Source organism: Streptomyces sp. NPDC021356, from assembly GCF_040641015.1.
In the GTDB taxonomy this organism is placed as follows: domain Bacteria; phylum Actinomycetota; class Actinomycetes; order Streptomycetales; family Streptomycetaceae; genus Streptomyces.
On the sequence record NZ_JBFACU010000029.1, the window covers coordinates 18483 to 33189 of the forward strand.

General features: G+C 70.1%; 8 protein-coding genes. 1 reads left to right on the plus strand and 7 read right to left on the minus strand.

Annotation, left to right across the window (positions count from 1 at the left end; translation table 11 throughout):
- Window positions 1-619 precede the first annotated feature (619 nt).
- Complete coding sequence (gene mobF / locus AB0G56_RS30775) at window positions 620-6232, plus strand: MobF family relaxase (RefSeq protein ID WP_360975623.1); 5613 nt, start codon at window positions 620-622, stop codon at window positions 6230-6232.
- 62 nt (window positions 6233-6294) lie between these two features.
- On the opposite strand, the gene AB0G56_RS30780 is transcribed toward mobF, so the two are convergent.
- From AB0G56_RS30780 to AB0G56_RS30810, 7 genes are read right to left on the minus strand one after another with little or no spacing between them, the layout of a single operon-like run.
- Window positions 6295-6840, minus strand: coding sequence for a hypothetical protein (locus AB0G56_RS30780; RefSeq protein WP_360975626.1), 546 nt, complete (start codon window positions 6838-6840; stop codon window positions 6295-6297).
- Entirely contained in the window at window positions 6833-8515 is a 1683-nt protein-coding gene (locus tag AB0G56_RS30785) for a type IV secretory system conjugative DNA transfer family protein (RefSeq protein ID WP_360975913.1), read from the minus strand. The genes AB0G56_RS30780 and AB0G56_RS30785 overlap by 8 nt, the downstream gene beginning before the upstream one ends.
- 17 nt (window positions 8516-8532) lie before the next feature.
- Entirely contained in the window at window positions 8533-10083 is a 1551-nt protein-coding gene (locus tag AB0G56_RS30790) for a type VI secretion protein (RefSeq protein ID WP_360975629.1), read from the minus strand.
- On the minus strand, window positions 10083-11609 hold the full coding sequence (locus AB0G56_RS30795) for an SCO6880 family protein (RefSeq protein WP_360975632.1): 1527 nt from the start codon (window positions 11607-11609) through the stop codon (window positions 10083-10085). Before AB0G56_RS30795 ends, AB0G56_RS30790 begins: the two co-directional genes overlap by 1 nt.
- Window positions 11610-11615: 6 nt before the next feature.
- Window positions 11616-13469 carry a hypothetical protein gene (locus AB0G56_RS30800; RefSeq protein WP_360975635.1) on the minus strand — a complete coding sequence of 618 codons (1854 nt, stop codon included), beginning with the start codon at window positions 13467-13469 and terminating at the stop codon, window positions 11616-11618.
- Complete coding sequence (locus AB0G56_RS30805; RefSeq protein WP_360975638.1) at window positions 13462-14232, minus strand: hypothetical protein; 771 nt, start codon at window positions 14230-14232, stop codon at window positions 13462-13464. The genes AB0G56_RS30800 and AB0G56_RS30805 overlap by 8 nt, the downstream gene beginning before the upstream one ends.
- Complete coding sequence (locus AB0G56_RS30810; protein WP_360975641.1) at window positions 14233-14556, minus strand: hypothetical protein; 324 nt, start codon at window positions 14554-14556, stop codon at window positions 14233-14235.
- Window positions 14557-14707: the final 151 nt, after the last annotated feature.

The following is a 14707-nucleotide window of genomic DNA, read 5'->3' on the forward strand; positions in this document are numbered from 1 at the left end:
TAGGCGCGAGGCTTTCTGTCGCACCGGCCGCGCGGGCCGGTCCGGTGCAGCGGGGCCGTGCAGCGGCATCGCCCGTGACGAAACGGGGCGGTGATGCGGGGGAGTGCACGCGCCGCCGCACCGGCTCCGCCGGTGCGGCGGCGCCGGGGTGCGGCGGGCGGGTGCACCGGTGACGCTGGAGGTACCGCATGTGAAGGAGGGCGGGCCGATGCGGAGCAACTGCACCGCGGCCGCACCGACATCGTCGGTGCGGCCGCATCCACCTGCACGGAGCGAGCGCATGGGTCCGCACGCCGGTAGTGCACGTACGACGCACCGCCGCGAGAGCCGCGAGCGGCGAAGCGCTGCGGGAGCGATACGCCACGTCGTCTCGGCTCAGCACCTGACGCGTCCACAGGTGACGCTCCAGGTACGCCTTTCCACAGCCATGTCCGGAGGACCTGACTATGGAAAGCCGCCAGACGAAGTCTGTGACCGTCCTGCTCTTTCAGCACGTCGCCGTCCAGCCTCACCGTGATCGTCGCAAGCTCCTCCACGTCTCGTCTGGACGCGCAACGCGCTTCAAGATCATTACGGTCACACCTCTTGCATTATGAATGTCCCAGGTAAGATCCACCGCATGATGACCGTCCACAAGCTCAGCGCTGGGGACGGGTATGCCTACTACATCAGCGAGACCGTGAGCGCCGACCAGCAGCGCGAACGGGGTCAAGAGCTGGGTGATTACTACACCGCCAGCGGCAATCCGCCCGGCCTCTGGATGGGCTCCGGCATCGAGGCGCTGGGCGTCTCAGGCAACGTCAGCGAAGCGCAGATGAAGGCCCTTTACGGTGAGGGTCTCCACCCGGATGCGGACCGCATCATCGCCGAGCGCATCGCCGCCGGAGACACGAGGAAGCAGGCGATGCGGGCCGCGAAGCTCGGCCGCAAGTACATGACGTTCGTCGAGAAGGACACCCCGTTCGGGCGCAAGCTCAACGAGGAACTGGAGACCTTCGAGCGGCTGCACCGCCGCGAGCCGAACGCGAAGGAGCGGGCGGAGCTCCGGGGCAAGGCCGGGGCCGTGCACTTCCGTTCGGAGCACGGGCGCAGCCCTGCATCGAAGGAAGAACTGGGCCGGTTCATCAAGGAGCAGGAGGGCGGCAAGCAGCGCAATGCAGTCGCCGGATACGACCTGGTTTTCAGTGCACCGAAGAGCGTCAGCGTCCTCTGGGGGCTCGGGGATGACGGCGTGCGCAAGCTGGTCGAGCAGGCGCACGTGCAGGCCCTCACCGAGACCCTGGAGTGGCTGGAGCAGAAGGCCGCGATGACCCGCACGGGCACCAACGGCATCGCTCAGGAGGACATCGCCGGCGGGCTCATCGCGACGCGGTTCCGGCACTACAGCAACCGTCTCGGACAGGCCATGCTCCACGACCACCTCGTGGTCAGTAACAAGGTCCAGGGGCGTGACGGCAAGTGGCGAGCCCTGGACGGGCAACTGCTGTTCATGCAGGGCGTGGCCGCCAGCGAGCTCTACAACCAGCGCGTCGTCGAGGGCGTGTGCGAGCGTCTCGGCCTGCGCGCCGAAGCCCGCGAGGTGACCCCCGGAAAGCGTCCGGTCATGGAGATTGCAGGCATCGGCCTGGACCTGATGGAAGCTCACTCCGGCCGGGCCATCTCCATCAAGGAGCGCACCGCCGAGCTGGTCGAGGAGTACCGCGAGCGGCACGGCTACGAGCCGTCGTCCAAGGCCCTGCTCGCCATCACGCAGCAGGCAACGCTGGACACCAGGCCGGACAAGGAAGCGGCCAAGCCGCTGTCCGAGCTCCGCGACGAATGGCGCCAGCAGGCCATCGAAGCGTTCGGCTCCGCACGGATCGACGGCCTGCTCGAAACCGCCCGAGTGGCGGCCGCCCAGGCCCGGCCCAGTGCCGACGCCGTGCCGCATCTCGACATCGAAAAGGCTGCACAGGAGGTCCTGGAAACCGTCTCCGACCACCGCAGCGTGTGGGGCCGCAGGCAGGTGCTTGCCGAGGCCCGGCGGTGGGTCCTCCAGGCCACCACAGGCGCCGCACCCGGCGGCGACCTGGCCGACCGGATCACGGACCGGGTCCTGGGAACCCAGAGCATCGACATCACCCCGCCGGACCTGAACCCGACGTTCGCCCCCCTCACCCGGGACGACGGCAGCAGCATCTACCGGCGCCGCGAGAGCGAGCTCTACACGAGCGCCGCAGTCCTCGCGGCCGAGGACCGGATCGTCGCCGCCGCCCGCACGCGCGTGATCCCTGCCGTGTCCAGCGAGGTGTACGCGGCGGTCGAGGCGGCCTACCAGGAAGCCAACCCGAACCGCCGCCTGGACGCCGGACAGCGCGCCCTCGCGCGGACCTTCGCGACGTCCGAGCGTCTCGTCGCGGCGGGCATCGGGCCCGCCGGAGCGGGCAAGACGACCGCCATGAAGGTGGCCGCCGACGCGGTCCGTGCCAGCGGCGGCCGCGTCATCGGCATGGGCCCATCGGCCCGCGCCGCCGCAGAGCTTTCCGCCGGTCTTGATGCGCCCGCATTCGTGGTGCACGACTGGCTCGGTGCACGCGAGCGCGCCCAGGCAGGCAAGCGCATCGGACCCGAATACGCCCTCGGTTCCGGAGACGTCATCATCGTCGACGAGGCGGGCATGGCAGGCAGCAAGCGCCTGGCCGCCGTCATCGCGGAAGCCGAACGTGCGGGCGCGCTCGTGCGCCTGATCGGAGACCCCTTCCAGCTCTCCGCCGTGGAGAGCGGCGGCGCCCTGCGCCTCCTGGCGAACACCACCGACGTGGTCGAGCTGGAGAGCGTGCACCGCTTCCGCACGCCCGGCGAAGCCGCCGCATCTCTGACCCTGCGCAACGGGGAGCCCGACACCGCTTGGACCTGGTACCTGGACAACAGCCGTGTTGTAGCCGGCACCCGGGAACAGATGGTCCACCAAATTTTCGCGGACTGGCAGGGCGACATCGAGGCCGGTCGAACCGCCCTGATGATGGCCGACGACAACGCGAGCGTCGCCGAGCTGAACTCGCTCGCCCAGGCATACCGGATGGGTGCCGGACAGCTCGACACGAGCCGCACCGTGGCCGTCCGCGAGGGTGTCGAAGCCCACCGCGGCGACCTGATCGTCACCAGGAAGAACTCCCGCACCAACCTGCTCAGGAGCGGGAAGGACTTCGTCAAGAACGGTGATCAGTGGATGATCACCAGGGTCCTGGACAACGGGGACGTCGAGGTCCGCCACACCGACCACGGCGGCCGCACCGTGCTGCCCGCCGACTACGTCGGCAAGTACGTCGAGCTGGGCTACGCGAGCACCGGCCACCGCGGCCAGGGCGCCACCGTCGACACCGGCAGCGGCCTCCTCACCCGCCGCACCGCCCGCGAGTCGGCGTACGTCCAGACCACCCGAGGGCGCCAGGAGAACCGCCTCTACGTCGTGCTCGATGAGGGCATGACGATGCGCGACGTGCTGGACACCATCGCCCGGAACTCGCAGGCATCGGTCTCCGCCACCGAGGCGATCCGGGCCGAGCAGGACCGCGCTTGGGGCATCGGCCAGCTGTCCGCCGAGTACAACGATGCGCACGCCCGCGCCCTGTCCCTCCGCTACCAGGGCATGGCCCGCAACGTCCTCGGGTTCGGGGCCGAGTCGATCATTGCTGAAGACGCCTGGCCCGCTGTCGAGCGCGCCCTGCGCGACGCCGAGCGCGCCGGATTCGCGCCCGAGCGCATCCTGTCCACCGCCTTCTACGAGCGGGATTTCGCGGACGCCGAGGACAACGCCGCCGTACTGAGCTGGCGCATCGACAACCACGTGGCGGAGGCCCGCGACACCCTGCGCCGCCTGGAAGAGCAGGGCGTCAGCCGCCCGCTGAGGGACCTCACCGACGCACAGCTGGACAGCCTCGCGGAGCGCGCCGGTGAACGCCGTACCCAGGCCCTGGACGAGCTGCACCGCGCAGACGCCCGGGTGGGCAGCCAGCCCCGCCCGGTCGTCGTCGACGGTCTCCCGGCACCGGCCTGGCCCGGCCGGGAGCACGGCGATCTCACCCGCACCCAGCTCTCTCAGGCCATCGCCCAGGCGCGACGGGACGGCCGGATGGCGGGCCGGGAAGGCGACCGGGAGGAAGCCCGCGCGGCCGCGCTCCGGCTCGGTGCACTGAAGGAGGAGCAGCGCCTTCGCTCCTCGATGGACTGGCGCGACCGTGCCCGCGAAGAATGGCAGCGTGAGCCCGGCGTCGGCCACGCGCACACCGCCGGCCTGGACGGCGAAACCGTCGCCGCCGAGATGCGCGCCAACCTGCACGGCCAGGACGAGGCACGCCAGAAGCTGGAGCGCGCCGCAGTCGTCGACCAGCGCGTCCAGGCCGAACAGCGCCTGCGCCGACTCCTGCCCGACGGCCCCGCGCCAACGCCGGACAACACCGGTCCGCTGCCGGAGTGGCTGACCCCGCGCGAAGTCGAGCGCGACCAGCACACCCCGATGGCCTGGCTGGAGCATCTGGACGCCCGCCGCCAGGTCATCGACGCCCGCCTGGCGCAGACCGGCCAGGCCCTGGCCGCCGATCCGCCCGCCTGGGCCAAGGCCCTGGGACCGGTCCCGTCGCCCGGCACCGAACTGCGCGAGCAGTGGGAGAGGACCGCCGCTCTCGCGGACGCCTGGAGGACTCAGCGTCAGCTGCGCGACTCCGAGAACGGCATCGGTGGCCAGCCCGTCGGCGGCCGGGACGCGGACGCCTGGCAGGTCCTGCACGACCAGGTTGCCGAGATCGGACGCCGGGCCCGCGCCACCGAGGCCGCCGCCCGCCGAGGCGAAGCGCTCGCCGAGACCTCGCCCACCCCGGACGCCACGACCGCCCGAGACATGAGCACTGCGCCCGCGCCCGTCGCGGTCGCCGAGGAAAGCACCGAGCTGACGGAGACCGTCATGGAGGACGAGGAGGACCTGGCCCTCGCGCCCGAGCCGGAGCAGGCAAGCCAGCCGGAAGCCGAGCAGGCCGTTGAGGACCAGCAGCTCTCTGAGCCGTCCGCCGAGGCAGTCCGCCAGGACGTCGACGAGGCAGCGGTCGAGCCTGCCGTTCAGGACGAGCAGCTTCCCGAGCCTTCCGTCGAGGCGGTCCGCGAGGATGTCGACGAGGAGGTAGTCGAGCCTGCTGTCGAGGACGCGGCGGTCGAGACGGCCGTCGACGTCGAGCTGCCTGCGGACGACGAGCGGACCGAGGAGATCGAGGCCGCCCGGCCGGAGGACACGCACGCCGAGTCGCCCGCGCCGGAGCTCACTGTTCCCGAGGAAGAGCCGCAGTCCGTTCCCATGTCCGACGCGGAGGAGATCCGCACCGACGACGACCAGGTGACCACGGAGGACCCGCAGCACAGGGACGAGGACGAGCAGGAGGAGGCCGCGCCGGCCGTCGCCACGTGGGAGACGCGACCGTACGGCACCCTGTCCGACTCCGCCCTCTCCGACGCCCTGGCCCAGACCGTCGAGGCGGCGGAAGCCGCCCAGGAACAGGCCGCTGCCCAGGAGGCACGTGCCGCCGAGCTCCTCGCGGCCATCGCCCCCGGCGGCCCGGTGGAGCAGAACGTCAACGAGCGAGCCGAACGCGTCCAGGCCATCCAGGACCTGCGGGCGGCGGCGGGCCGTCTGGAGCAGCTCAGCCGCCAGGCAGAGCAGCAGCGCGACGAGATGCGCGGCATCGAGGCCCGGCTGGAGGAGAAGAACCGCCTGGGCAGGCCCGCGGTGCGTGGCGACGAACGACAGCAGATGGAGACGAGCCTGAGCCGTCTGCGTACTGCGGCCGAGGACACGAACACCGCGATCGACGCCACCCGGCGTCAGGAGGAGGACAGCCGCCGGGCAGCGGGCAACCCGGCTGAGCACGACCGGGTCCTGGCCGACTGGGAGAAGGCGGGCGGATCGCGGGAGGCGGTGCTGGAGCGGACCACGGCCGCGCGTCAGCGCCGCGCGGAGAACGCACTCGCGGAGGCCGGTGAGGCCCGGAACCGTGTGGGCCAGCTCGATGGCGCCGCCGCGCAGCTTCGGCAGGAGATGAACCTGCGCGACGCCCAGCCGTACGCGCAGCGCGTCGCGGAGGATGCCCAGCGCATCCAGGTGCAGCAGCAGGCCATGGCGGCCGAGCAGCAGCGTCAGCAACAGCAGCAGGGGCCGCAGATGCCGGGACCGGATCAGGGTCCGAGCCGGGGCACCCCAAAGGCGTAGCCACACGTAGAGCGGCGCCCCACCAGACTTCGGTGGGGCGCCGCTCTACGTGTGGGAGTCGATCAGCCTTGCGCCTTGGCCGCCTCCGCGGCCCGTGCAGCCGCCACCATCCGGGACACCTCCGCTTGTGCCGGGTGGTGGGCCGGGGCCGCGAGGAACTCGGGGTCGCCGTCCATCCACTGCTCCAGGAGCTCACCGTCGGGCTTGGGACGCGGCGGCGGGTCTTGGTGGGTGCTGTTGGCCTGGCATCCGGGGCTTCCCAGGTGCGGCGTGAGCGAGTGGAGCGAAGTGAGCCACTCGATCTCGGCCCGGGTGGAAATCTTGGCCGGGTCGCCCGCGTACGTGCGGACCCACCCCAGGAACAGGGCGGTCAGGTGCTCGATGATGTCCTCGTGCCGGTGCCAGCACTTCGGCATCTTGGAGTGCAGCTTGGGGTGGGCTGTCAGCAGCCAGTCGACCCAGCCGGTCAGCTCCAGCAGCCGCGCTTCACGCTCGGCTGGTTCCATGGCCCGCCACACCCAGCGGGTGATCGGCTCGGGCTTGCTCTCCTGTCCGTTCACGGCACTCGGGGCCGTGGCCGGCGTCGCCACGGCGGTGGGATCAGACATCGGACGCCTCCAGGGCAACCGGGGCGGACTTCGTCAGCGACGGGCCCGGGGCGGGCCGCGCCAGCCACTTCAGCAGGTCCTCGTCGCGCCAGGTGAGCCGCATGTTCACCTTCACCGGCGGAAGGTTGCTGTACTGCGCGATGGCCGTGAACTTCGGCAGCTGCATCAGCTCGTGGATCGGGGCCAGGTCCGTCTCGACCTGGGTGGTCGACGAGGAGCTCTGTCCGCGGCCCGTCGACTTCGTGGTGCGCTCCACGTACGTACGCCCGTAGATGCCGGAGAAATGACGCAGGGTCTCGGGGTCGCCGCAGCCCGGCAGCAGCATCCGCAGGCCCGAGGCGCTGAGCACGGTGTTGGCGGCGTCGTGCCCGAACCGGGTCCTCAGCTGCGACAGGTCGTGCCAGACGGTCAGCACGGTGATGCCCATGCCCCGGCCCGTGGTGAGGACGCCGGGCAGCTGCGGGTAGCGCAGCATGTTGCCGGCCTCGTCGACGAGCACGCCGAGACCGGGGGAGAGGGGGACGCCGGTCTTGAGGTAGCGCTGCTCGGCACCGTGAATGATCGACGCGATGATGGCGGTCAGCAGCGGCGCGTACCGCTCGGCGTCGGAAGGGGCAGCGACCAGGCAGACGGTGGCGTTCTTGTCGAGCAGCTCCTCCACCGTGAAGTCGGTGCCGGCCGCGGTGGCCCGCACCTCCTCGTCCCGGTAGACGCTCGCGATCACGTTCAGCGTGAACTGGATGCTGCCGATTCCGTCGTCATGGAGTGTGACCCAGGGCCGGGAGTAGTCCAGGGCGACCTCGGGGTATTGCGGTTCGAGGACTGCCTTGACGTGCTCGACCGCGTCCTTGCCGAGGGCCAGCCACTCCCGGAAGGAGTTGATGCCGCCGCCGGTGATGTTGGCGGCGAGCAGCAGGCCCTTGAGGATGCCGCGGGCCTGGTCGATCCAGGGGGCGGCCCGCTTGTCGTGGCCGGAGGTGGAGGCGTTGGCGAGCCACTCCGCCATCCGGTCCGCCGACTTGGGGTCCTTGGCGTAGTCGACGGGGGACCACCGGGCGGTCTTGCGGCCGGGGATTCCGGCCGGGGCGACGACGTACACCGGCCCCAGGTGCCGACGGCTGTCGTAGATCACATCGAGGTCCGCGGCCTTGACGGTGGTCACGACCAGCGGGCCCCGCCACTCGGCCGCGTTGCCGAGGACCAGGCCGGTCGTCTTCGTGGAGCCCGGGACACCGAAGACGGTCGCGCTGATGTTGGGCTCGGCAGCGAGGATCTTCTTCGTGAGCTGTCCGCGCCCGGCCGTGATCTGGTCCGGCCGGTTGGCCGGGTCGGGGTCGACGGCGAGTTCCTTCTCCGTCTTCACCCCGCCCCACTGGGCGCCGCCGAGGTTCTTCTTGCCGCCGAAGGCCCGCAGCAGGAGGGCCACGGCGACGATCAGCAGGACCAGGAAGACGGCGACCACGAGCCAGAACGCCCAGGTGGGCGGAGCCGGTTCGTAGACCGACCCGGGCCCCTGGCTGACAGTCAGCAGGATGGTCTCGGGCAGGCCCTTGTTGGACGACGCCCACCCGTTGCCGGTCACCAGCCCCGCCACCGGCGCGGCCGCGAGCACGATCGCGCTGGCCCCGATGAGGAACCCAGCGCCGATGGCGGCCAGGAGCGTGCTGTCGTCCATGCTCTTGTCGCTGGCCATCAGACCACCATCCGCTCGTCCGTCTCGAACAGGGCCTTCTCGGTGTGGGACAGCATCAGCTGGACCGCGTGACTGCCACCGCCGCGGCCGACCTTCCACAGGGCGCGGCCGCGCTGGCCGGCGCCCCAGCTTCCGATCAGCTCGCACTCTGCGTCGGTCAGGCCGATCGCCTCGCGCGTGATCTGGAGCGGCTTGGTGTCCTGGGCCAGCTGGATACGGGTCTCGCAGGACGCGATCAGGTCCTTGGCGATGGCCACCGCTTCCGAGCCGGCCGCGCCCACGGACTCGAAGTCGCTCAGGCGGTGCGTGGCCAGGAGCTGGATGGTGCCGGTCGCGCGGGACAGGCGCAGGTCCGCGTCGATCTTGCGGACCATCGCGGCACCGCCGGATCGCATCTGCCGCCACAGCTCATCGCGCACGACGATCCACGGACGCTCGCCGGGACGGTCGATCGCCGACTGTGCCCAGGAGGAGACACAGGTCAGGACCATCGCCACGGTCTCGTCGCCGTACTGCTCCAGGGCGGAGATGTCGACGCTCTGAATCGGGGCGTCCCAGTCCAGCCCGATCGAGGTCTGCTCGTCGAACAGACCGCCCAGGTGGCCGGTGATCATCCCGCCGAGCGCGGAGCGCAGGGACGCCATGTGCTCCCGGGCGAGCTGAATGTCGTCGTCCCGTACGCGCAGCTCACGCGCCATGGCCTCGCTCGGGTCGCGGAGCTTCGCGTAGACCAGGGGGAGGGTCGGCACGCTCAAGTTGCTCTGCCCGTACAGCTCGCCGGTGACCTCGCGGACCGCGACGTCCAGGCACTCCTCCTCCTGCGGGCGGAGGTTCCGCTTCAGCTGGAGCTCCAGCAGCGCCTTCAGCAGGGTCAGCCGCCGGCGGTGGATCTCCTGGAGCCGTGCCTGAAGCACAGCCCGGTCCTTAATGTTCTCCAGGTCATAGCCCAGCGGCCCCGCGTCCAAGGGGTTGAGGCGGCCCGGCAGGCCGGGGCCGAGCCGGACCGGCTCGACCCCGAGGTGCTCGCACAGCCCCTTGTACTCGCCCTTGACGTCCCCGGCGATCAGCGTCCGGTGGCCCAGCGCCATCAGGCGGAAGCACAGCGCCTTGATGTGCGCCGACTTCCCCGAGCCGGGGATGCCGGTGATCATCACGTTGGGGTTGGTGGCCAGCCCCTCCTTGACCCAGGCGGCCGGGTGCGCCGAAAACGCCTGCATCGTGAGGGTGTTCCACCCCATGTACACGCCGATGGGCGGAAGGCTCGCGGCGTGCAGGAAGGGGTAGATCCCGCTGGCCCGCTCGGTGTCGGCCCGGAAGACCTCGGCCTTCGCGAGCGAGGCGGCCCGGCCCGCGAAGGGCTGTGCCCAGCCCTTGCGGGGCGCGATCCGCATGGCCGCTTCGGGACTCTCCAGCAGGCGGGACCGGCGCAGCTCCCGCGCGGAGAGCTGCTTGGGGACCGCCACGCCTTCCATCTCGTCGAGGAAGTCGCCGAGGCGGGATGCCTTCAGCTTCGTGTCGCCGCCGTCACCGCGGCGGAAGGGGAAGCTCATCAGATGCCCACCCGTCGGTCGGGCAGGCCCTGGCCGAGCGGCAGGGCTGCGACGGTGAACGCGTCGTCCTGGGCGCCCCAGACCCGCCGGATTTCCAGGCCCGCGGACGAGGCGTCCGCCTGGAGTTCGGCACACGCCGTCTCCAGCTGCTCAAGGTCGGTGACCGTGACGGCGATCAGTGCCGTGAGGCGGACGACGCCGTGGCCGCTGGCGCGGGCGATGTCCTGGGACCGTGCGGTCATCGCCTCACGGCGCTCGTCTTCGCTCTCCGCCCTGCCGGTCTTGGCCCGCAGCTTCCTCGCGGCGTCTCGCTTGGTCTTCTCGCGGGCCAGTTCCTGCCGTGCCTTCGCCGGGCCGATCGGCTCGTAGACCAGGGTCAGCGAGCGCCTGGCGTTCGAGCGGGGGCGAAGCAGAGGCTGGAGGAAGGTGGCGTAGACCTCGGACTGCGGGAACCCGCGGACCTGGTAGCTGACGGTCCATGCGCCGTCGTGCCGGTAGAGGCCCCAGACGGTTTCCGTCGCGGCCGGGCCCGCGAGCTCCGGATCGACGCCCTTCGCGGAGCCCTCCCATTTCGGGTCGTCCGCCGCGTTGTTGCGGGCGGACAGTGCCAGCTGCGCCTCGGGGTCGAAGGCTGTGCGGATCGTCTGGGCGACGCCGCGGGGCGGGAGCCATTCGACGACCTGGAGACCGGCGCTCGACAGCGAGCCCGCCATCGCGTTGATCTCGCGGACGAGGACGGCGGCCGCGCCGATCTGACCGCCGCCGGCACCCTTGACGGCGAGCCGCGCGCGCGGTGCCGACAGGGTGATGGACAGGTAGGTCTCGCGGATCGTGGCGGCCGGGCCTGCCCCTTCCATCAGCTCGTCGAGCGCCTGGACGGCGACGGCCGGAGCATCCGGCGAGGTGTGCCGTTCGGTCCACGAGCGCAGGGCCGCCCCATCGTCGGGGAGGCTGCGCTGATGGACGGAGATGCGGGTGATTGCCCCGTCCTCCTTGCACTGGGAGCGCAGGAAGGCGGCCCAGCCCTTGACGCGGATGTTCTGGCGCTCCGTGTCGATCAGGGCGAGGCCCGGGAAGGTCACCCGGCAAACGGCCGTGTATGTGTTGTCGACCGGGTTGTGCATGATCCCGATCTGGCCGCCGAGCCCGTCGGATGCCTCCAGCAGGTGCAGCCGGGCGAGCCGTCCCGGCAGATCCATCGGCTGGCTGCCGTCCTTGGTCCGCGGGGCGAAGGCCCCGGAGAAGAAGAGGTTGCGGTTGGTTGCCACTGCGATCTGATGCCTTACTGCGAGGATGATCCATTCGTCTGCCGACAGACCGAGTACGCGGCCGTACGCGAGCAAGAGCAGTACGGCGGCCATGGGCAGGGCGAAGAACGCCGAGCCCCACGTGCGTGTGTAGATGGGGATGAGGGCGATGACGGCGGAGGACGCGACCAGGGCGAACCCCAGGCCGCTCAGGTCCCCCATGAAGCCGGAGCGCTCCGACTGCCATCCGCCGTAGAGAGCCGGTTCGGTGTTGGACACAGGGCATCAGCTCCCGTCGGTTGAGGTGGGCGGAGGCGTAGCCGAGACCCCGCGGTTCACGGAGTCCGGCGGCCGGGGTGGTGGCGGTGCGGGCGTCTCCTGGGGGACCGGCTGCATGGCTGGCTCCGCCGGAGCCGAGGGCGGAGGGCTTTCGCCCCCCCGAGGCGGGACGACCACGTGGCGGCCGCCCTGCGCGCCGGTGCCGAGGCCAGCGTTGGCGGCCGAGTTCTGGAACGAGCTCTCGGCCATGTCCTTGCCCATGGCTGCGACCTGAAGCCCCACTCCTACGACGCCGCCGGCCTTCCCCATGAAACTGCCGCCCTTGGTGCCGCTCATGGCCTTGGACCAGAAGCCTCCACCGCCACCTCCGCCGTCGGCAGAGTTGGAATTCTCGCCCTCCAGGGCCTTGGTGTAGTTGGCGCCGCCGCCGGAGGTGCCCGCACCGCTGGGCGAGGGCTGGTTCCCGCCGAACATGCTGCTGACGGAGCTGCCGACGCTGCTGATCATTCCGGAGGCCGTGCTGTTGCCGTCTCCGTTGCTGGTGATCACGATGAACTTCGCCAGCACGGGCCAGCTGGTGCCGGCCACGACGAAGATGATCAGACCGACGATCACGTTGCGCACGCCCTGGGCGGTCGACATCGCGGCGAACCCGATGCTGAAGACGATGACGATCGTCGGCTTCATCAAGATCAGCGCGATGATCGCGTTCCGCGTCTTCGGCCACCACTCCTTCGTGGAGTCGGACATGGAACCGGCGAGAGCGATCGGGGTCATGGTCAGGAGAATCATGATCCCGGCCTGGCGGACCAGCATCTCGATCCACAGCGCGCCGATGGCCAGGATGCACAGGATCGAGATCACGATCACGAAGCCGACCGCGGTCGGGGCGATGCCGCTGCCGGTGATCAGCGCGCCGCCGGCCGCTGTGGCGCCACCGCCGCCGACGAGACCGGCGAAGAGTGTGCCGAGCTGTTTCTCCATCGCCTTGGACGCGTCACCGTTGGGACTTCCGCTGTCGAAGGTGTAATTGATCAGCGCCGTCGACAGGGTGTCGGACCAGTTCAGGGCGACCTGCGTGGCGAAGATGTACACGCCGAGGATGACCGCGTACTTCGCCAGGCCGACCACGGCGGTGACCAGCGGCCCACCCGACTGGGAGACCGCCAGTTTCGAGAACTGCACCAGCAGCATGAAGGTCGCGATGATCAGCGACAGTCCGGTGGTGATGCCGAGCACCGGGCCGATGCCGGTCTTCGACAAGTCGATGGTGCTGATCTCGTTGAAGGCTTCGGCGAACTGCTTCAGCAGCCACACCACGGAGTGCCCCAGCATCGAGGCAGCCTCTTCGAGGGCGTTGGCCGCCATCTCGGAAATCTTGCCCGCCACCCAGTCCAGGGGCGTCTTCGCGGGCGGCGGGTACTTTCCGGCAGCCTCGGCATTGCACTGCTGGAAGCTCTTTTTGTCCGTCTTGACGCACTTAACGAGATACTCGTGGTATTTCTCGTAATTGGGTGCGTTCTTATCGGCCTTCGCCTCCCACCGCTTCAGCTCGTTGAGCTCGAAGGTGCGGGCATCTTCCGGGTCGGTCGACCCTTCGCCAATGCAGACCGTCGAACCGGCAGGGAAGTCCTGGCAGTCCTCGGGAGCCCGGCAGTTCAGCCGGTCCTTCTCGCTCGCTGCGTCCATGTCGCAGTATTCGCCGGTCTGCTTGTTGATACCGATCCGCTCACCGTGGCTCAGCTCCTTCGGATACGGGTCCGGGGGCTTGGCGCCAGCGAGGGCTATCGACGTCCCCGACGTCAGCACGATCAGGACGGCGGCCAGCAGCGTGACCAGCCGTGCGAGCTGCCTAGCCATCGGCCACCACCCTCCACCCGTCCGCCCATGCGTACTTGCTGGCCGGGTCGTAGGAGTGCGGGTACTTCACCTTGGCCGTGTATTGGGGGTCGGTGGTGACCTTCCAGTCGTTGTTCTCCCACTTCAGGATCAGGTTGGTGACCTCGCCCTTCAGCGGGTTGGCGTCGGCTCCCTTGTCACGGATGGTGGCGTAGCGGTCGAAGACCATCCACACGTTGACGACGTCACCGCTGCTGTCGAGCGAGCGCGCGAGGGCGGCCTTCACATTGGTGCTGAAGGTGATGCCGTCGGGGGTGCCGCCGGACGGCGGCAGACCGACACCTTCGCGGACCTTGCGGACCTCGGTGACGCCCTGGTCGATGGTGCCGGGGGAGTCCTTGGCGGCGATGGCTGTCCACTGCTTCCGCGCGATCACGTCGTCCAGGAGGTCGAGATCCTCCCAGTACGAGATCGCCGCCGAAGTCGCGCCGAGCGAGGAGTGCTCGAAGCCTGTGCCGATTCCCTCGGCGTCCGACTTCGGCTTGAGCCGCGGAATGCTGGGAGCGTTGGCCGGGGTGAACTCCTTGACGGCCGGCGGCGCCGAAGAGCTGCTGCTCGGTGACGCGCTGGACGATGCCTTGGGGTCCTGCTTGAGGTCATTGTCGTCGGCATTGAGCGTCATGACGCCGAGGACCCCGCCAGCGGCGAGAGTGGCCACGACCACGGCCCCCATGAGGATCAGGCGCAGTCGGGCTTTGCGGGCCTTGCTGTCGTACGCATCCATCTAGGACCCCTGCGTCATCGAGTAGAAGCCCCACACCAAACCGCTGGTCACGCCGATGCCGATACCGGCGATGAGCGACCACACGATGGCGGACTTGCCCCGCGAGGCCAGCTGGGCACGCTCGGAGTTGTGCCCGATGGCGACGCAGGCCCAGCCGGTGAGACCGCCCAGCACCGCCAGGGACAGGCCGACGCCCGCGGTCCAGCCAAGGATCTTGCCTGTCGGGTTCTGGAGCGTTCCGGGCAAGGAAGGCTTGAAGCCCGGGATGACCGGGTCATCCGCGAGGATCATGACGTCGTTCATGGTCTGGAGCATCTGGCTCATGGCGTGAGGACCCCTTCAGAAGCAGGTTGGGCAGGTCGAACAGAAACGGAATGGGTGGAGAGAGCGGCCGGGACGGCGGCCGGGGGCAGCGGATCACCCCATGTGCGGTGCGCCGAGGCGAGAACCGCCGCCACCAGGGCGGCCCCCGCTT

Bases quoted from the DNA above. Each gene is read 5' to 3' on its own strand.
- AB0G56_RS30805 (WP_360975638.1), bottom strand. From the start codon at position 14,232: ATGGATGCGTACGACAGCAAGGCCCGCAAAGCCCGACTGCGCCTGATC.
- AB0G56_RS30810 (WP_360975641.1), bottom strand. From the start codon at position 14,556: ATGAGCCAGATGCTCCAGACCATGAACGACGTCATGATCCTCGCGGAT.
- mobF (WP_360975623.1), top strand. From the start codon at position 620: ATGATGACCGTCCACAAGCTCAGCGCTGGGGACGGGTATGCCTACTAC.
- AB0G56_RS30780 (WP_360975626.1), bottom strand. From the start codon at position 6,840: ATGTCTGATCCCACCGCCGTGGCGACGCCGGCCACGGCCCCGAGTGCC.
- AB0G56_RS30800 (WP_360975635.1), bottom strand. From the start codon at position 13,469: ATGGCTAGGCAGCTCGCACGGCTGGTCACGCTGCTGGCCGCCGTCCTG.
- AB0G56_RS30790 (WP_360975629.1), bottom strand. From the start codon at position 10,083: ATGAGCTTCCCCTTCCGCCGCGGTGACGGCGGCGACACGAAGCTGAAG.
- AB0G56_RS30785 (WP_360975913.1), bottom strand. From the start codon at position 8,515: ATGGACGACAGCACGCTCCTGGCCGCCATCGGCGCTGGGTTCCTCATC.